This is a genomic window from Proteus penneri (assembly GCF_022369495.1).
In the GTDB taxonomy this organism is placed as follows: domain Bacteria; phylum Pseudomonadota; class Gammaproteobacteria; order Enterobacterales; family Enterobacteriaceae; genus Proteus; species Proteus penneri.
In genome coordinates this window covers 1817701-1838597 of sequence record NZ_CP059690.1, presented here as the reverse complement: position 1 = coordinate 1838597, position 20897 = coordinate 1817701, and the positions used below count along the sequence as shown (strand labels likewise).

13 protein-coding genes are annotated in these 20897 nt (G+C 39.4%); 2 read left to right on the top strand and 11 right to left on the bottom strand.

The features are described from left to right. Positions 1-57: 57 nt before the first annotated feature. The 5 genes from baeR to H1225_RS08370 are packed head-to-tail and all read right to left on the bottom strand — an operon-like array spanning position 58 to position 9609. Positions 58-765, bottom strand: coding sequence for an envelope stress response regulator BaeR (gene baeR, locus H1225_RS08390; RefSeq protein ID WP_006533073.1), 708 nt, complete (start codon positions 763-765; stop codon positions 58-60). Positions 766-789: 24 nt separating this feature from the next. After that, positions 790-2166 (bottom strand): envelope stress sensor histidine kinase BaeS, encoded by a 1377-nt coding sequence (gene baeS, locus H1225_RS08385; RefSeq protein ID WP_161724456.1) that lies wholly within the window; start codon positions 2164-2166, stop codon positions 790-792. Continuing rightward, complete coding sequence (mdtC, locus tag H1225_RS08380) at positions 2163-5246, bottom strand: multidrug efflux RND transporter permease subunit MdtC (protein WP_161730122.1); 3084 nt, start codon at positions 5244-5246, stop codon at positions 2163-2165. The genes baeS and mdtC overlap by 4 nt, the downstream gene beginning before the upstream one ends. Beyond that, positions 5243-8374: an MdtB/MuxB family multidrug efflux RND transporter permease subunit gene (locus H1225_RS08375; RefSeq protein WP_161671022.1), complete on the bottom strand. Its 3132-nt coding sequence runs from the start codon at positions 8372-8374 to the stop codon at positions 5243-5245. Before H1225_RS08375 ends, mdtC begins: the two co-directional genes overlap by 4 nt. Further along, the gene (locus tag H1225_RS08370) at positions 8374-9609 is read right to left on the bottom strand and encodes an MdtA/MuxA family multidrug efflux RND transporter periplasmic adaptor subunit (protein WP_161724452.1); all 1236 of its coding nucleotides are present in this window, start codon (positions 9607-9609) and stop codon (positions 8374-8376) included. The genes H1225_RS08375 and H1225_RS08370 overlap by 1 nt, the downstream gene beginning before the upstream one ends. Before the next feature lie 560 nt (positions 9610-10169). Between H1225_RS08370 and dtpA the strand changes: the two genes are divergently transcribed. Continuing rightward, on the top strand, positions 10170-11636 hold the full coding sequence (dtpA, locus tag H1225_RS08365; protein ID WP_006533065.1) for a dipeptide/tripeptide permease DtpA: 1467 nt from the start codon (positions 10170-10172) through the stop codon (positions 11634-11636). 134 nt (positions 11637-11770) lie between these two features. Here the strand turns inward: dtpA and H1225_RS08360 are convergent, their stop codons facing one another. After that, on the bottom strand, positions 11771-13144 hold the full coding sequence (locus tag H1225_RS08360) for an MFS transporter (RefSeq protein WP_109847316.1): 1374 nt from the start codon (positions 13142-13144) through the stop codon (positions 11771-11773). Between the two features lie 768 nt (positions 13145-13912). Here H1225_RS08360 and H1225_RS08355 point away from each other — a divergent pair. Beyond that, positions 13913-14134 (top strand): hypothetical protein, encoded by a 222-nt coding sequence (locus H1225_RS08355; protein ID WP_006533060.1) that lies wholly within the window; start codon positions 13913-13915, stop codon positions 14132-14134. A gap of 75 nt (positions 14135-14209) precedes the next feature. Here the strand turns inward: H1225_RS08355 and mgtE are convergent, their stop codons facing one another. The 5 genes from mgtE to purN form a co-directional block, all read right to left on the bottom strand. Then, a complete protein-coding gene (gene mgtE, locus H1225_RS08350) occupies positions 14210-15673 on the bottom strand; it encodes a magnesium transporter (protein ID WP_006533059.1) in 1464 nt (487 codons plus the stop codon). Between the two features lie 232 nt (positions 15674-15905). After that, positions 15906-17438, bottom strand: coding sequence for an exopolyphosphatase (gene ppx, locus H1225_RS08345; protein WP_072064204.1), 1533 nt, complete (start codon positions 17436-17438; stop codon positions 15906-15908). Between the two features lie 4 nt (positions 17439-17442). Next, on the bottom strand, positions 17443-19524 hold the full coding sequence (gene ppk1, locus H1225_RS08340) for a polyphosphate kinase 1 (RefSeq protein WP_006533055.1): 2082 nt from the start codon (positions 19522-19524) through the stop codon (positions 17443-17445). Positions 19525-19570: 46 nt separating this feature from the next. Beyond that, entirely contained in the window at positions 19571-20161 is a 591-nt protein-coding gene (speG, locus tag H1225_RS08335) for a spermidine N1-acetyltransferase (RefSeq protein WP_006533054.1), read from the bottom strand. Positions 20162-20267: 106 nt separating this feature from the next. Continuing rightward, positions 20268-20897, bottom strand: a complete 630-nt coding sequence (gene purN / locus H1225_RS08330; RefSeq protein ID WP_006533053.1) for a phosphoribosylglycinamide formyltransferase — start codon at positions 20895-20897, stop codon at positions 20268-20270.

Here is a 20897-nt window from a genome sequence, read left to right as displayed (position 1 = left end):
AAGGAGGGGATTCTAGCGCTTAAGTGTAGCGAGGTTCAATGTATTCCTGAAAAAATATCATCGAAAACGGTAAGCTTGGGTTTCCCAACGATAGCCTTGACCATAAATTGAACGAATAAATTCAATTTGATCGTTAAGTTGCTCTAGTTTACGTCGTAAGTTTTTAATGTGACTATCAATGGTTCTGTCCGTCACAATACGGTAGTCATCATAAAGGTGATCCATAAGTTGGTCACGCGTCAATATTTTTCCGGGTTGAGTGGCTAACGCTTTAAGTAAACGAAATTCAGCAGTCGTTAAATCAAGAATTTTATTGTTGTATTGGATTTGATAAGCCTGCTCATCAATGACAACTAATTTATCGTTTTGAACAATATCTTGTGGTCGATAAAAACGGCGTAATAAAGTTTTGACTCTGGCGACCACTTCTCTTGGGCTATAGGGTTTGCAAATATAGTCATCAGCACCAATCTCAAGCCCGAGTAATCTATCTACTTCCTCTGTTTTCGCTGTGACCATAATGATGGGAATATCGGAAAACTGACGTAACTCTTTACAGACAGTGATGCCATCTTTAACGGGCAACATCAGATCTAATAGTATTAAATCGTAATGTTGCTGTTTTACACAATGGCAAACTTCAGCACCATCTGCTAACCAATAAGTTTGATAACCTGATGATTGAAGATAATCAATAAGCAATTGGGCAAGTTTAGGCTCATCTTCAACAATCAGGATTGAATAGGGGGATTCAGATAGGGTCATTTATTGGCTCAATGGTTATTAGGCTTAAAGATCATCAGAATATGCGGGTAATTCTATAAGAATTTTCATGCCACCTAAAGATGAAGGCATAGCACTTATTTTACCATTATGAGCTTCAACGATATTTTCGCAAATCGCAAGACCTAATCCGGAGCCTCCACTGGCACGATTTCGTGAGCTTTCTGCTCGATAAAAGCGTTGGAAAACGGCTTGATACTGTGATCTATCTAATCCAGGTGCGCTATCTTCCAAAGTTATCAATACGCAGTTGTTCTCTTTTCTTGTCTTGATATGTAATTGCCCACCAGCATAGGTATAGCGCACACTATTTTCTAATAGATTATGAAAAAGCTGAATAAGTCGGTCAGGATCGGCTTGTACAATTAATGGAGAGACATCATCTAATTCAGTGTATAAAGCAATATCTTTAGTTTGATAGGTGTGACGATAAGAAGCCACAGCCAACAAAATCACCTCATTAATATCAATAAAATCTTTACGATAAGTTAAAGAGCCTCTATCTGATAATGAGAGTTGGTGGAGATCATTCACCAGTTTTGTCAGGTTTGTTACTTCGAATAAAAGTGAGTTTAATGTCTCTGCCGTGGGCTTTCTTACGCCATCTTGTAACGCTTCGAGTTCACCTTTTAATATGGCAAGAGGGGTTCGCAATTCATGTGAGATATCTGCCATATAATCGCGACGAATTTGCTCATTTTTTTCTAGTGTGCTGGCGAGTTGGTTAAAGTCTGTGGCGAGTTGGCTGATTTCATCTTTACTTGTGGGCGTTACTCGAACAGAGAAGTCACCTGCTGCTAATTTATGTGTTGCTTCGACCAGTCGTTTAACGGGGCGTATCATATTGCGAGAAAGGATCAGTGTAATAAGTAAAGCTAAAAGAACCGCTAAACCGGCAATGATCCAACTGGTACGCAGTTGTTGTTTATCAAAACTGATATCCGCTTCACTACTGATCTTATCAGCGGCACTGACAATCACCCAACCCACAATTTCATCATGAGCCGTAATTGGTTTTTTGAACGTTTCTTCAGGAAACTGATTGTCATGACCAAATAAGCGCTTCATATTTTTATCAACGATCCAAAACTGTGTGCGCCAGCCTTTGGGTGGAGGGCCTTCACTGCTTTGGCTTATTTGGTCGATACTGCGTAATATTTGATAAAGAGAACGATCATCTCTATTAAGAAAACGCCAGTCGCCGGTTAAAGCATATTGATCTGTTAAGGCTTCAGCTAAAAGAGTTGCACGCTGTTCACTGTTTTTCTTGATATAGCCAATAAATCCTTGTTGAAAGCTACCTCGAATACCAATATGCATGGCAAGAACCACAACCATACAGGTCGCAAAAATGACCAAGAACAGCTTGCTTCTCAGTTTCATGCTTTAGCCTCTTTCTTGCTGAAACGCTGTTGTTGCCAACGTGCACGCAATCCATCAAAAAATAGATAAATAACCGGAGTTGTATAGAGGGTCAGTAGCTGGCTCATTAATAAACCGCCGACAATTGTTATCCCTAAAGGTTGTCTTAACTCTGCGCCATCTCCACTACCTAACATTAGTGGTAATGCACCAAATAATGCGGCGAGTGTTGTCATAAGAATAGGGCGAAAACGTAATAGGCTGGCTTGAATAATCGCCTCTTTAGCTGACAACTTGCCTTCACGCTGTGCTGTAATCGCAAAATCCACCATAATAATGGCGTTTTTCTTCACAATACCAATCAGCAACATAATGCCAATAAGCGCAATTAAGCTAAAAGGTGTATCAAAAAGTTGCAACGCTAATAACGCACCAACACCCGCAGAAGGAAGAGTAGATAAAATGGTCAGCGGATGAATATAACTTTCATATAACACACCTAATACTAAATAGACCGTTACAATCGCCGCTAAGATAAGAATAAGCTGTGATTTGATGGTTTCTTGAAAAATCTGTGCAGTACCTGCAAAGGTGCCCCTTACGGTATTGGGTACGCCCAACTCGGTCATTGTGCGTTCAATAGAATTAATGGCATCGGCTAATGTATAGCCTTCAGGAATATTAAAAGCAATAGTTGAGGCCGCAGATAGCCCTTGGTGATTTACACTTAACGGTGCATTAGCAGGATACCAACTTGCAAATGCCGATAATGGAATACGTTCACCTTGATTATTGACCACATACATTTTATCTAACGCAGAAACATCCTGTGTATACTGTTCAGAGACTTCCATAACCACTTTATACTGATTTAATGGCGCATAAATGGTGGAGATTTGACGCTGACCAAAAGCATTGTTCAGTAGATTATTGGCATCACTAACATTAATACCTAATTGCGACATAGTATCACGATCGTACGTCAGTGCCATTTCGGCGCCTTTATCTTCTTTATCTGAGTTAACGTCCACCAGCTGAGGCAGTTCGCCTAACGCTTTACGAACAATGGGCTCCCATTTACGCAACTCGCTTAAATCATCAGCTAATAATGTGAATTGATAACTGGCATTCGCTTGACGTCCACCCGCTCTAACATCTTGCACAGGCATTAAAAAGAGGTTAGCGCCAGGTTCATCAGCAAGTTTGGCACGTAAACGATTGATCACTTGGTTGGCACTATCAGTGCGTTCTGACAGGGGATTGAGGGAAATAAACATAAATCCACTGTTAATACGCCCCCCTCCAGTAAAACCCGTTACGCTATCAACGTCTTTATCTGCATTAATTTCTTGCATAAAACGGGTCATTTTTTCTTTCATTGATTGGAATGAAATGCTTTGGTCAGCACGGACAAACCCCATTAAACGACCTGTATCTTGATCAGGGAAAAACGTCTTAGGTGCGCTGATGTATAAATAAGCATTTAAGCCCAATGTGGCGAGAAAAATAGCCATAACCCAGCGCCGATGGCGTAACGCTACTTGTAATGTGACACTGTAACCTTGTTGGAGACGGAAAAGTAACTTACCAAAACCCCGTAAATGCGATTGTGCTTTAGGTTTCATCCCTTTGAGTAAATGCGCGCACATCATGGGGGTGAGCGTTAGAGAAACAAACAGCGAAATCGCAATAGCGGTTGTTAAGGTTATAGCAAATTCTTTAAATAATCGTCCAACAAGGCCATCCATCAACAGTAATGGAATAAAAACGGCAACAAGAGAAATACTCATCGAAAGAACTGTAAAACCAACTTCACCGACCCCTTTCAAGGCGGCATCTTTAGGTTTTAAACCATTCTCAATATGACGAGAGATATTTTCAAGCACCACAATGGCATCATCAACCACAAAGCCGGTGGCTACGGTTAATGCCATTAATGAAAGGTTATTTAAACTAAAGCCACAAAGATACATGGCTGAAAAAGTACCAATTAATGAAACGGGTACCGCAACCGCAGGGATCAGTGTGGCACGACCTGAACGTAAAAATAAAAATACGACTAAGATCACTAGCGCCACAGCAATAGCTAAAGCACGTTCAACTTCTGCTAAGGATGCGCGGATAGTGGGCGTTCTATCTTGGGCAACTTTTAAATCAACACTGGCAGGAATAAGTTCACGTAATTCAGGAAGTTCATCACGAATACGGTTAACCGTTTCAATAATATTGGCACCCGCTTCACGGCGAATAACCAGTAAAATAGCCGGTTCACCGCCACTCATCCCTGCTGCGCGTGAGTTTTGTACCGAATCAGTGACTTGCGCAACGTCGCCTAAACGCACAACAGCCTCTTGATTGTAATGCACGATGATTGGGCGATATTCAGCCGCTTTGCTTAGCTCGTCATTGGTTTGAATTTGCCAACGATTTTCATCATTATTGATAAAGCCTTGAGGTCGTCGCACATTCGCTTGGTTAATTGCTTTTCTAACATCATCAAGGCTGACATTTTGGTTAAATAGCGCATCAGGATTGAGAGCAACACGTATTGCAGGCAATGAGCCGCCACCAACCGAAACTTCACTCACACCTTCAATCTGTGAGATTTTCTGTGCTAGCCGTGTTGAAGCGAGATCGTAAAGCTCCCCGGTATTTTGTGTGTCAGAGGTGAGCGTTAAGATCATAATCGGTGCATCAGAAGGATTCGATTTATAATAACGCGGGCGGCTTGGCATTCCTGAAGGTAATAAGCTTTGTGAAGCATTTAATGCCGCTTGTACATCACGAGCTGCTGTATTGATATCTTTATTTAAATCGAACACCAACGTAATACTGGTACTTCCAAGTGAACTGCTTGATGTCATTTCATCAATACCCGCAATTCGCCCTAAAGAGCGCTCAAGCGGTGTTGCCACTGAAGATGCCATGGTTTCAGGTGAAGCCCCTGGTAAGGAGGCGTAAATATTAATAACCGGATAGTCAACTTGGGGTAATGGGGCGACAGGGAGCAACATAAAACCTAATGCACCACATAGCGAAATCGCCAAGCTAAGCAACGTAGTTGCTACAGGTCGTTGAATAAAGAGGGCGAAAAACTTCATGATACAGCCCCGTTATTATTCTCAACGTGTTTATTGCGGTTTACATAGAGTGATAATTTATCAAACAGCAGATAAATTACAGGCGTAGTAAACAGAGTTAATATTTGGCTCATAATTAAGCCACCGACCATACAAACCCCTAATGGTTGGCGTAATTCTGCACCCACACCGGTACTTAACATTAAAGGCAAAGCACCTAAAAGAGCCGCCATTGTGGTCATTAATATTGGACGAAAACGTAATAAACACGCTTGATAAATAGCCTCGTAAGGGGTTAAACCTTGCTCTCGTTCGGCGGCAAGGGCAAAGTCTATCATCATGATCGCGTTTTTCTTTACGATCCCGATAAGTAAGATGATCCCAATAATCGCAATAATATCAAGCTCATTACCGGCGGCCATTAATGCAAGTAACGCACCGACACCTGCGGTAGGTAGCGTAGATAAAATAGTAATAGGGTGAATGAAGCTCTCATATAACACACCGAGTACAATATACATTGCCACAATAGCCGCGATAATCAGCCATAAAGTGCTAGAAAGCGCACTTTCAAATGCCAACGTCGCACCTTGGAATTGGGTGGTGATATCTTTTGGCATAGAAATCTGCTCTTCAGCCAATTTTACTGCTTTCACTGCGTCTTCAAGAGAGGATTGTTCTGCGACATTAAATGAGAATGTTGCTGAAGGAAATTGCTCTTGATGATTAATCGAAAGAGGTGCTAGACGTTGTTCAACAGATGCAATAGATAACAAAGGCACCATAGCACCATCTTTGCCAGTTAAATGTACGGCTGAGAGCGCCTGTAAACCGTCATCATTGCGAATATCTTGTTCCAATACAACGCGGTACTGATTGGCTTGAGTGTAGATAGTTGAAATTAAACGCTGACCAAAAGCATTATAAAGTGCGTTATCTATTTCACTCATCGAAATACCTAAACGGCTTGCTGAGTCTCTATCTACTTTGATATATGCCATCATGCCGTTGTCTTGCCAATCACTGCTGATATCCGTTAATTCAGGACTCTCTTTTAGTGCCTGAGAGAGCTTAGGCACCCAATAAGCCAACTCCTCTAATGATGTTGCTTGTAACGTAAATTGATACTGAGTACGAGAAACTTGCGTATCAATGGTTAAATCTTGAGTCGGTTGCAGATAAAGAGTCATTCCTGCAATAGACGCAATACGCGCTTGTAAACGAGGAATAATCACATCTATCCTATCGTCACGCTGATCAAGGGGTTTTAGCGTGATCTGCAATCGCCCCGTATTGAGTGTTGCGTTACTGCCATCAATGCCGACAAAACTGGCAATATTATCAACAGCGGGATCATCAATGAGTTTATCAACCACTTGTTGTTGTTTTTCTACCATTGCTTGATAAGAAATGGATTGTGAGGTTTCAATGGTTCCTTGCAATAGCCCGTTATCTTGTAATGGGAAAAAACCTTTAGGAATAAACATATACAGCAAAACAGTTAATACCAATGTGCTAAGTGCTACGCCAAGCGTTATCCATTGATGGTTTAAAACACGTTTGAGCCAAACTGCATACACGGCAATCATTTTTTCAAAGAAACGCTCGCACGCTATTTCAAAACGATTGTGTTTGATTTCATTTTCAGGTTTTAGCAACCGAGCACACATCATTGGCGTTAATGTGAGCGAAACCACCGCAGAGATTAGGATCGCGACAGCAAGGGTGATGGCAAACTCTCTAAATAAGCGACCGACAATATCCCCCATAAATAACAGAGGGATCAGGACAGCAATAAGAGAGAAGGTAAGCGAAATAATGGTAAAACCAATTTCACCAGCCCCTTTTAGCGCTGCAGTTAATGGTTTATCACCACGCTCAAGGTAGCGAGAGATATTTTCAATCACAACAATGGCGTCATCGACAACAAAGCCTGTCGCAATCGTTAATGCCATTAAGGTGAGATTATTGACAGAAAAGCCGCAGAAATACATCACTGCGAATGTACCGACTAATGAAAGTGGTACAGCAATGCTTGGAATTAAGGTTGCGACACCATTACGTAAAAAGAGATAAATCACCATCACCACAAGGGCGATAGCTAAACCAAGCTCAAACTGTACATCTTTAACTGACGCGCGGATCGTTGTGGTTCTATCGGTTAAGATCTCAACATTCACGGATTTTGGTAAATTAGAGACTAAATCGGGTAATAAATTACGAATATTATCAGTGGTATCAATAACGTTAACGCCGGGTTGACGTTGCACATTTATAATAATCGCCTGTTCATTATTTGCCCATGCACCTAATTGGTTGTTTTCAGGCGCTTGTTCGATAGTTGCGATATCAGATAAACGAATAGGCGCATCATTTTTATAGGCAACGATGAGTTGGCGATAATCTTCTAATGATTTCATTTGGTCATTAGCCGATAACGTTACAGAGCGAGTAGGGCCATCAAGGCTTCCTTTCGCTGAGTTAACGTTCGCATTATTGATTGCCACACGAATTTTTTCACTATCTAAACCGTAAGATGCTGCGGCTTGTGCATTGAGTTTGACCCTAACAGCAGGACGCTGACCACCCGCTAAAGCCACTAAGCCTACGCCATTAACTTGTGAAATCTTTTGCGAAATACGGGTTTCAACCATATCTTGCAATTGTGTCATCGGTAATGTCGAGCTAGTCACCGCTAAGGTTAAAATAGGCGGATCAGCTGGATTAACTTTGCTGTAAATTGGTGGGTAAGGTAAATCGGATGGTAGCAGATTAGTGGCTGCATTAATCGCTGCTTGTACTTCTTGCTCTGCAACATCTAATGGTAATGTTAATTGGAACATCAGTGTGATCACCGATGCACCACCAGAGCTTTGAGATGACATTTGCTTTAACCCAGACATCTGCCCAAATTGGCGCTCAAGTGGCGCAGTGACAGCTGATGTCATGACATCAGGGCTTGCTCCAGGATAGAGTGTAACGACCTGAATAGTTGGATAATCAACTTCAGGTAACGCAGAGACGGGTAGCATTCGATAGCCGACAATTCCAGCTAAGAGTATAGCGACCATAAAAAGGGTTGTTGCAACAGGGCGCAGAATAAATAAGCGAGAGGGGCCGCCACCTGTACCGTGTGTTTTTTCGGTCATTATGCTTTCTCCGCAACAACACGGTTATTTTCTTTAGTCTTTGGTGCTGTAGGCGTCACGATTTCGACTTTTGCACCTTGTGTTAATCTATCCACTCCATCGGTTACAACGCGCTGATCTGCTGATAGACCAGATGCTATTACGACTTTTTCCGCATTTTGTAAGGCGATCTCTACGCGTAATTTACTCACTTTATTTTCACTATCTACAACCCAAACAAAGTGACCTTCATTACCCATTTGTAGTGCAGCATTCGGAATAACAACCGCTTTTTCTAATGTAGCGACATAAAGACGCACGTTTACAAACTGGTTAGGAAATAATGTTGTCTCTTGTTGTGGAAAACGTGCTTTTAACTTAATGGTGCCAGTTGTAGCATCAATTTGGTTATCAACGCTAAATAATTTACCTTGAGCTAATTCAAATTGGTTATTTCTGTCTAATGCGGTGACAGGCAAATCAGCACTGTTTTTACGTGCTTGAATGACTTTAGCTAAATCTTGTTCTGGCAATGTAAAAAGCACATCAACAGGATCCATTTGATTAATAACTACAATCGGTGTTGATGAACCACCTGAAATATAGTTACCCACATCAACTTGTTTTAATCCCACTTGGCCTGAAATAGGTGCTGTAATTTTACTGTAAGTTAATTGCAGTTGCGCATTACTGATCGTAGCCTCATCAATACGGATACTTGCTTCTGACTGCTTCACTAAAGCTTGCTGATTATCTAGCTCTTGTTGTGAGACTAAATTAGTTTTTGCCAACTTCTGATAACGCGCTAAATCAAGACGTGCGTTAGCTAATGTGGCTTGATCTTTTGCAAGTTGTCCTTTGGCTTGGGCTAATTGTACTTCAAATGGACGGGAGTCAATTTCTGCTAATAAATCACCTTGTTGAACGTGTTGCCCTTCCGTGAAATGTAAAGCCATTAATTGACCTTCAACTCGACTTGTCACTGTGACGCTATTGGTTGCTTTCACTGTACCTAAGGCCGATAAAAATTGAGGTACATCCTCTTGTGTTGATGTTGCAACTTGAACAGGCGGTAAAGGAGGGCGTCGAGATCCAGATGTACTTCGACTTTGTGAGTTAGTTGCTTGAGCCACTTTATTTTCAGGTGACGCTGTTTTTGCTGCATTAAATTGCCAATAGGCGTAACCCCCTGCGATTACGACGATTAAAGCGATAATGAGAGAAACTCTTTTTTTAGCATTTTTGTTTTTATTCATTACTTTTGTGATCCCACTGGCAACTAGCTAATCAGAAATACTGAAATAAAATTTTGGAATAGTGACATTCTACCTGTTTCTACACAGTTAAAAATGGAGGAAATATGGAAATTAAGTCAAGGAATGTGTTTTATTGGCGTTATTTTAATCAATTAAAACAAATTGCTACTGGCATTATTTTATCGTTGTTATTCAATAAGAGATAATTTAGCAAATTAGCGATAATCACTAGCGTAGCTTAATTCTTTATATAGGGATAATTAAGTGGAATATAATTTATTAATAATCAGTACGTTATTTTGATTGGTGGTTTTTTAATCGCATAACTATTTTGTACAAATGCCTGTAACTATGATAAAACGCAATAGTTAGTTATAATTCTTAGATAATTATTCTTTCCAGTGATAGAATGCCAACCTTGTTTTTCTCTGCGTTGAACTCTTTTCAAAGAATAACAATCCAGTATGAAATTCACCGAGCTTTAACTCTGTCTTGAATAACGAAAATTTTGTAAAAATCAGCCTAACTATAAAGGCGTATAGAATAATTAGAGGTTTTTAGTGTCAACTGCAAACACACCTGACGATGGACAAAAACCGAGCCTGAATGCATTTAAACAGCCTCGTGCGTTTTATCTCATCTTCTCAATCGAATTATGGGAACGTTTCGGCTATTACGGTCTGCAAGGGATCATGGCCGTTTATCTGGTTAAAATGCTGGGCATGGGTGAGGCAGAAGCCATCACTGTTTTTGCTGCATTTACCGCATTAGTTTATGGTTTTGTTGCTATCGGTGGATGGCTGGGTGATAAAATCCTTGGTACAAAAAGGGTTATAATCCTCGGTGCTATCGTTCTGGCAATTGGTTATGCGATGGTGGCCTTCTCAGATCACAATAAAGATGTGATTTATTGGGGACTTGCAACCATTGCTGTAGGTAATGGTTTATTTAAAGCAAATCCATCTTCATTACTCGCGACCTGTTATGAGAAAAACGATCCGCAATTAGACGGTGCATTTACGATGTACTATATGTCTATCAACGTAGGTTCGTTCTTATCTATGTTAGCAACACCATGGTTAGCAGCTAATTATGGTTGGGATGTAGCATTTGCATTAAGTGTTGTAGGTATGCTGATCACTTTAGCAAACTTTATGGTTTGTCGGGGATGGATCAAAGATAAAGGCTCTAGACCTGATTTTGAACCGCTTAATTATTCAAAATTGTTATTAACGCTGGTGGGTATCGTTGCTTTAACGGCAGTATCGACTTGGTTGTTACATAATAATGAAGTGGCAAGTTGGTCTTTAGCTGTGATCTCATTAGGTATCATCCTCATTTTTGCGCGTGAAACCTTCATGATGAAAGGTGTGGCGCGTCGCAAGATGATTGTTGCATTCTTACTGATGGTTGAGGCTGTGGTATTCTTTGTTCTTTACGATCAAATGCCAACATCTTTAAACTTCTTCGCAATTCATAACGTAGAACATTCTCTGTTAGGTTTCAGTGTTCAACCAGAACAATTCCAATCACTTAATCCATTCTGGATCATGTTAGCGAGTCCATTACTAGCCGCAGTGTATAACTTTATGGGCGATAAATTACCTATGCCTTATAAGTTCACTGTTGGAATGTTCTTAAGTGCGACCGCATTCTTAGTGCTACCACTGGGTGCAAGCATGGCAAATGAAGCAGGGATTGTGTCTTCATGGTGGTTAGTAGCAAGCTATGGTTTCCAAAGTATTGGCGAGTTAATGATTTCAGGGCTTGGACTTGCCATGGTTGCACAACTTGTACCACAGCGTTTAATGGGCTTTATTATGGGGGCTTGGTTCTTAACTTCTGCCGCTGCTGCAATTATTGCAGGTAAAGTTGCGAGTTTAATGGCAGTACCAGAAGATGTACAAAGTGCTCACGCTTCATTAGAAATTTACAGCAGTGTATTCTTACAAATCGGTATTGTAACAGGTGTTATCGCAATTCTAATGCTGATCACGGCACCTATGCTAAGTAAAATGACACAATAAGTTGTGCCATTAAAAAGACAAAAAATTTAAGAAAAATAAAGGATGCCATAAGGCGTCCTTTTTTGTTGTATATAGAAAAATACAGCCCCTATCAAGGAGCTGTATTGAGCAGAGAACGTTGATAATAAGTCGTTTTAACTAACAACTTTATCAATTTGTAATGCAACGTCTTTTTCACGGGTAGTTGGCTTTACCGCAGTCCAACCTCTATAGGCTAAAGGTAAAAATGCGACAGCAATTGCTAAGAATGAGACTCCAGCGACATAATAGGCACCTGCCATTGCTGTCTTTTCTAACCATGCACCAGTTAACATTGGGGTTAATCCACCAAACACGGCATAAGCCATATTGTAAGCAAAAGACAAGCCTGAAAAACGAATTGATGGTGGAAATGCTCTTGTACTAACAATTGGTGTTGTTGCAATCGCACCAACAAAAAAGCCCATTAATCCATAATTCAATGCTAACTGAAAACCAGACATTGTTGCATCTAAACTGCCATAGAAATGGAATGCTGTAACAATCAAACCACCCCATGATAATGTCATTGAAACTCGTGTTCCCAATTTGTCGCCAATCCAGCCCCAGAAGATACAACCTAAAGTTAAGGTTAATGTTGCAACACAGTTCGCTTCCAATGAGGTGGTTCTATCAATTTTGTAAATCCCTTCAACAATAACACTAGGTGTCATCAATATGGTGACAACAATGGCTGTTGATAAAGACCATGTTAATGCAGCAGTAATTAAGCACGCCTGTTTATGATTTTTAATAACTGAAACCACGGGCATTTCTTGTGCTAACGCTTTTTTCTCTGCCATCTCTTTAAAGATAGGCGTTTCTTGTAAAAAGCGACGTAAGTAAACAGAGATTAAGCCAAAAATCCCCCCTAAGATAAAGGGAATTCGCCATGCAAAATCATTCACTTCTTGAGCACTATAGCTACGCTGAACGATAATCGCCACGATTGAACCTAATAAAATACCGCCTGTAATGCCTGAGGTTAATGTGCCTACACCTAAGCCATAACGTTGTTTTGGCGTATGCTCTGCGATAAACACCCAAGCACCAGGCATTTCACCACCAATAGCAGCACCTTGCATAATGCGCATTAATAACAACAATAATGGCGCTGCAACACCAATGCTGGCATAAGTGGGTAATAAACCAATAACTAATGTTGGTACCGCCATTAAGAAGATACTTAAGGTAAACATGCGTTTACGGCCAATAATATCGCCGTAGTGTGCCATAATAATGCCACCCAAAGGCCGAGCAAGATAGCCAGCTGCAAAAATACCTAAAGTCTGCATTTGTGCGATAAAGGCGTTATCACCAGGAAAGAACAAGTGGCTCAATGTTTTCGTAAAGAACACGAAGATCACGAAATCATAGAACTCCAACGTTCCTCCTAGTGAGGATAAACCCAACGTTTTATAGTCGTTGCGGTTCAATGGTCTTGCCGTAGGTTGACTCAACGGCTGAGTGGAGTGTGATTGTGATGTCATAATAACAACCTATAATAATTATCGTGATAAGAATAATAAGTAATAAGATCACAATGAGATTCTTTTTAAATAAGCGAATAAATTAGAGTGAAAATAAATAACAAAAAAGTTATTTAAAGGCTACTTATGCGAGAAAGAATAATATTGTGATGATGGTTTAAGTTATAACAGGAAGCTCTTTATAATGTAAATAGATGAAATTAAAACAACATTATTGACTATCATTTTAATTTCTTGTGGTTTTATTTACTTGTGATTTTGCATTTTACTGAAGTTAAATATCATTAAATTAAAATTTATCAATAGATAATAAATTTATTATATTGATTAAAAATAAGTAAGAACTCAGTATTTTTAAATAAAAAAGTTTAATGTTGAATATATTTATTCAACCCTAGTTATATATAAGAATAATAAATTAGGGAATAAGTTAATTTATTATTTTCCATAAATAAAGTTATTATTAGATAATTAAGAAAGCTAACAGTATCAATAATGAAAGATATGATCTGATAGAAAATGAATTATTAGAATATTCTGCTGTATGTTAAATTTTGATTTATTGAAATTTAATTTTACTATATTTGTTTTTATTAAAATTTAAATTCAACAAAGATTATGATGGTGATTTTATTTTTGTTTTTTTATGCATAATGTGGTTTTCATGAATTTCTTCTCTAAATTGAAAATAAAAACAAAAAGAGGCATCAAAAAAACTATTTTTGGTTATAATTACATCAGGACGTCAATTGATATATCGGAGGATTTATGGTCTCTATCTCAATGAGTGCTGTTCTCTTAGCCGCAATTGTTCTGTTCGTATCACTCTCTATCGTCGCATTAGGTGGTGGTTTAGCATTAAAAATTATGCTTAATGACACCGACCCAAATGACAGTTATTTATTAAGTACTTCTGTTAAAAAGACTTTTGTTACTTCATTGGTTATCGCTTTGTTGCTTATCTATTATTACCTCTCAACAACGGTCTAATATCTATTTGATTGACATAAAAAACGCCACTGTATTTTATTATCAGTGGCGTTAGCGTTATAAGGCTTGTTTTATTTAGACTAAGAAGATGGTTGCTAAACCTAAGAAGATAAAGAAACCACCTGTATCGGTAATCGCGGTTATCATAACGCTTGAGCCAATGGCGGGATCTTTACCTAATTTAATCATTGTCATTGGGATCAATACCCCCATCATGGCAGCCATTAAGAGGTTTAATACCATCGCCATTGTCATTACTGCACCCATAGCCATATCGCCATAGAGTAGGAAGGTGACAATTCCCATTATGCCTCCCCACACAATACCATTAATAAGGGCGACACCTAATTCTCTTAAAATTAAGAAAGAGAAACTACCCGTTTGTATTTGATGTAGTGCTAAAGCACGTACAATCATTGTAATAGTCTGATTACCTGTATTTCCCCCAATACCCGCAACAATCGGCATTAATGTAGCGAGAGCGACTAATTGGGAAATCGTATGTTCAAACACACCAATCACACGAGAAGCCACAAAGGCGGTACATAAGTTAATAGCAAGCCATGTCCAACGTGTTTTAACCGCTTGCCCGACTGGTGCAAAGACATCTTCTTCTGGACTCAAACCACCCATACGACGAATATTGGTATCGCTCTCTTCGTGCATGTTATCAACGATATCTTCAACCGTTAATCGACCCATTAGAAGGCCATTACTATCAACAACAGCCGCTGAAATTAAGTCATAACGTTCGAACGCACCCGCTGCATCTTCACCTTTTTCTTCAGGCATAAAGCTAACGGTGTCTGTTTTCATTACATCAGAGACAAGCTTATCAGGAGATTGCGTCAAAACAGTCGTTAATGGAAGTTCACCTAACAGATGGTTTTTATTATCAATAACGAAAATTTTATCCGTTGCTTCAGGAATAGAACCTCGTTGGCGTAGATAGCGCTGTACCGTTTTTAACGTGACATTCCCTCGCACAGTGACGAACTCAAAATCCATCATCTGGCCGACACTGTCTTTGGGATATTGCAGAACTTCTCTTATTCTATTACGCAGGCTTGGTTCTAAATAGGTAAGAAGGCGACGCATTGTATCGCGAGGTAAGTGTTCTGCGATGTACGCTTGCTCATCCACATGTAATGTGGCGACCGATCGTAATAATTCACGGTCAGTCATATCTTTAATTAAGCTGTCCCAAACGGCGACAGAAGCTTCGACTAAAACAGCACCACGTTCATTATTATCAACCAAATGCCACAAAGCTAGACGTTCGTCATAGGGAAGGGCTTCAAGAATATCTGCAATATCTGCCGCGTGTAGATCTTGTAGTAATTCTCTAACAGTGGTGATTTTTTCATGAAGTTCATGGTGGCTCAGCCTATCATTTTCACTCGCTTCACCTAAAACGGTTTCAACAAAAGGCTCATCTTCGAGAAAGATGCTCAAAATTTGCTGACGCAGGTGTGCCACTTTTTGTGAATACGGATTGATGGCAGCCGCAGTATCATTGTTGATAGCTGTTTGAGACATGTTATTCCTTTTTAATTCTTACGAGGGAGATAACCACTGATACTAATTATTCCATTTTAGGATGATTATCGGTCTTCTCCGTATAAAATATATGAATCTTGAACAATATTGCGTTGGTGATGTTCATATTATGGTCACAAATCAAACCTATGTTGTTATGTGATAGTCGTTGTATGATAGATGCAACAAAAGACGCATTGACTAGCGTCTTTTTCTGTATAATATCATATTGTTAAGCAGATTCCTCTTTTATATCCAGTTTCCAACCGGGAACTGACTGCCAATGTTCTTGTTCTTTTTCTAAATCCAATTCCATCAATGTGTTATCGGAAAGATATTTTTTAGGAAAATAAAGTGTCCAATGATTTTCATCTGTAACTAAACGCAAAGAGGCAGGTTTTGTTGTTGATTGTCGTTGATTATTCAGTAAAGTCGCCAGCCTTAGTATTTGTACGAGTGGAAAATACTGTTTCTTTTTATAAAGATTAAATTTAGGCAACTCATCTAACTTGATCCCTTTTCGGTGATAGCGAACGAGGGTTGTTAATAACAGCTGTTGCTCTTGATTAAAACCGGGTAAATCAGTATTTGAAAGAATATAGGCAGAATGGCGATGTAATCCACTTAAATTAATGCTTAATCCTACTTCATGTAACATGACAGCCCAAACTAAAATAGCTTCTAAATCAGGGCGAACCAGTTTAGGATTTTGTTGTGCCCACTGAGCGTAAAGCGATTGCATTGTGTCAAGAACACGTTTTGCTTGTTCTCTATCGATATTATAGTGCTCTGCAAGGCTTTTAGCTGTGCGCTGACGAATATCTTGATGGCGAAATCGGCCTTCCATTTCGTAAAGCACACCTTCACGTAATGCACCATCAGATAGGTGTAAGGCTTTTAATCCTAAAGAATCAAAAATGCCGCATAAAATAGCCAAACCTGGTACAAAAACACGTTTACGTTCATCAGATAAACCCGGCAGGGCAATATCTTTAAATTTCTTAAATCGTAAAACTTGTTTAGTGAGCATAAGTAGGCGTTCAGGTGTGATAACACCGTCTTTTTCACCAAACTCAACTAAGATCTCATGGGCTGCTTTAATTGTTCCTGATGCCCCTAAAGCCACATCCCAGCCAGTCATTTTATATTGCCATGCAATTTTTTCCATTTTACGCGCTGCTTTTTCTCGCGCTTTACGAAAAGCGGATTCGCTAATTTTCTGCTCAGGGAAAAATTGACGGCTAAAACTGACGCAACCCATGCGTTGGCTTTCGATTAAAATGGGCTCAAAATTTTCACCAATAACGAGTTCTGTTGAACCACCACCGATATCGATAACGAGTTTCCGACCTTTTTCTGATTGAGTGTGTTCAACACCCATAAAAATAAGTCGTGCTTCTTCATGGCCTGAAATAATTTCAATAGGATAAGGAATAACGTCTTTGGCTCGTTGAAGAAAGACTTTAACATTAGTGGCGACACGCAAAGTATGTGTTCCTACGACGGTGACATTTTCTGCGGGGAAGCCCTGTAACCTTTCAGCGAAAAGAGAAAGAGCAGAAAGCCCACGTAACATAGCTTCTTCGCTTAATTCGTTATTATCATCAAGCCCATCAGCAAGATAAACTCGCTGCTTTAAACGACTTAATACTTGCAATGCACCATTAACAACACGTGCAATTATCATATGAAAACTATTAGAACCGAGGTCAATAGCCGCAATTTCTAAAGGACGTGGTGAAGTGTCATCTTGTGATAAAGGCATAAAATTACGCTCGTGAATCTGGTTGTTCTAACAATTTAATGTACTCATAGACAGCAAGCTGGGAACGGATTTTACGTTTATTTCCACGAGGAACATAGCTATTTGTTAAATCTTTATCGATATAACGTGCTTTTACTGTGTCATTAAATTGAATATCCAGTATATCTAGAACGCGCTGTTTGAGTTGAGGATCAAGCAAAGCCACTGCAACTTCAATACGGTAGTCAAGGTTTCTTGTCATCCAATCTGCAGAAGAGAGAAAGATCTTTTCATCGCCTTTATTAGTGAACACATAAACACGGTCGTGTTCTAAAAAGCGGTCAACAATACTGGTGACCTGAATATTTTCACTAAATCCTGGTTGATTAGGGACTAAAGAACACATTCCACGGACTAATAATCGTATTTTTACGCCGGCTTCTGATGCGTCATAAAGGCGATTAACTAACTCTTCGTCAACTAAATTATTCACTTTTAATGTGATCCCTGCAGGATGTCCGGCTTGAGCACTGTGAATTTCATTTGTGATTAATTGATTTAAAAGAATACGTGAATTTTGTGGTGAAACCATCAAATGTTCAAAAGTCACAGGGCGATAAGGGTTTTCAATAAAGTTAAAGACGCGGCGGACTTCATTGGTAATTTCAGTGTTAGCGGTTAATAGTGAATAGTCAGTATAAAGACGGGCTGTTTTTTCGTTAAAGTTCCCCGTACCAATATGGGCATAGCGAATGATTTCACCATCTTCTAAGCGAGAAATAATAAATAATTTCGCATGAATTTTTAAACCCGGAGCAGAGAAAATAACATGTACACCTGCTTCTGTTAGGCGTTTTGCCCAGTGGATATTCGCTGCTTCATCAAAACGTGCTTGTAACTCAACAACGACCGTGACACGTTTGCCGTTATGCGCAGCGTGGATCATCGAATCAATGATCCGAGAATCTTTAGCAACACGGTAAATATTGATTTTTATTGAGATAACACTTGGGTCAAAAGAAGCTTGGCGCAACAATTCCAGCACATGTTCAAAAGTATGATAAGGATAATAGAGCAAGACATCGCGTTCACGTATGGCATCAAAACCATTACGGAAGTTATCAAACCAAATATGGCGTAAGCGAGGGATCGGCTTATTTAATAGAAATTTACTTCCTTCATTTGGGAAGTTAATAAAATCTTTAAAATTATGATAACGACCACCAGCAATGACGGAGTCATTATTCGATAAACCTAACTTACTGCGCAGCAATGCCACCATTTCATCAGGCATATCACGCTGATAAACAAAACGGACAGGCTCTGCTGTAAGGCGTTGCTTTAATGTCGATGACATCATTTCAAGTAAGCTTGATTCCATTTCTGTCGCAAGATCGTACTCTGCATCTCGTGTCATTTTCATGGAATAAGCACTTAATGACTCATAATCAAAAAAGCCTTTAAACACTTCATCAAGACAGTAGCGTAAAATATTATCCAATAAAATCATGGACTTTTTCTTACTACGCCCTTGGTCTGTTGGCAGAATAACAAAACGAGGGACTTTATCTGATGGAATTTCTAGCAGAGCATAATGAATAGTTTGCCCTTGCACAATTTCAACTGCTAAATAGGTATAGTCATCTTTAAGAAATTCAACCAAATTGGTTTCAGGATTAATTAAAATAGGGGTGATGTGTTTTCTTAAATTTTGACGGAAATATTGGCGTAACCAAATTTGTTGATTAGGTGAGATTTGGCGTTCATTAATTAAAAAGATTTGATTTCGCGCCATTTCAAGTAACAAATCATTGTATAAAGCATCAAACTCTTGGTCAGCTTTAGCCACTTTTGACTGAATTTTTTTGATAAGATGGCGAGCATGGCTTGATGCAGAGCGTGAGCCACGCTCTTCATTAATTAAAATACGGCGTTTAACATCAGCAAAACGGACTTTATAGAACTCATCAAGATTATTTGAATAGATCCCCAGAAACCTGACTCTTTCAATTAACGGGTTTCGTTTATCAGCCGCCTCTTGTAATACACGTTCGTTAAACGCAAGCCAACTGATCTCTTTATCAATATAGAGTCGTTCCTGGGACATCTGAACTCCAACTAGGGTTAAAGTTAAATCTTAATATCTGAATAAATCAGACATGTTGCTTTATAGTCGCACCCGGTTTAACAAAATTTTCGGGTTTTGCCTCTTTGGCTTTTTTTTCAAAATAAGGTGCTTGGAAAGTACACATTCTAATCGCAGAACGGTAGGCACCGTTAACAAAAAACTCATCTATTAAATCACCTTCCTTTTTAAAGCCAAGCTTTTCATAAATATGAATCGCTTTAGCATTCTCTTTATCGACGATTAAATAGAGCTTGTATAAATTAAGTACAGAAAAAGCATAATCCATTGCCAGCTTCGCTGCTCGTGCAGCATATCCATGGCCTTGATGCGCAGGGGCGATGATAATTTGAAACTCAGCACGACGGTGAACATAATCAATTTCAACCAGCTCGACAAGTCCAATTTTAGTGCCGTCATTTTCGGCAATAAAACGGCGTTCACTTTGGTCGTGAATATGTTTTTCATAAAGGTCGCTTAACTCGATAAAAGCCTCATAAGGCTCTTCAAACCAATAGCGCATAACGCTAGCGTTATTATCAAGTTGGTGAACAAAAGAGAGATCTTCTCGTTCGAGAGGACGTAATTTTATAGGTGGAACTTTCTTACCACCGGACATAAGCACCTCGGTGAATGCATTGAATAAAAAGAGAAAAGGATGACACAAAAAAAGTCACGCGGGCTACAGTGTAGCACAATGTGACTTTTTATCTTAAATGAAATAGTTACCCAAGGTTGTCGAAAAGCGCAATGTCATCGAGAAAAGCTTGATTATTCTGCATTTTTAATCGCTCATCAGCTAACCATCCGATCGCCAATGGATAGATACGGTACTCTTCTGCTTGTATTCTTGTTTGTAAGGATTGTTCAGTATCGTCAGCTAAAACAGGAATGCGCGCTTGAATAATCATAGGACCACCATCAAGTTCTTCTGTAACAAAATGGACGGTAACGCCATGAAAAGAGTCTTTATTCGCTAAAACTTGGCGATGGGTATGTAATCCGGGGTATTTAGGAAGCAAAGAAGGATGAATATTTAATAATTTATGCTGATAATGAGTCACAAAATCAGGCGATAAAATGCGCATAAAACCGGCTAAAACCACAATGTCGGGTTGGTAAGCATCGATTTTTTCAATTAATGCTTTATCGTAATCAGCTCTGTCATTATATAGAGTTGGATCAACAAAATAAGCTGGAATATCAGCAAGTTTTGCCCGTTCAAGACCATATGCATCAGCTTTATTACTTAAGACAGCAACCACATTACCTGTGATTTTATTTGCCCTACAGGCGTCAATAATCGCCTGTAGGTTGCTGCCGTTTCCAGAGATAAGGACGACAATATTTTTCAT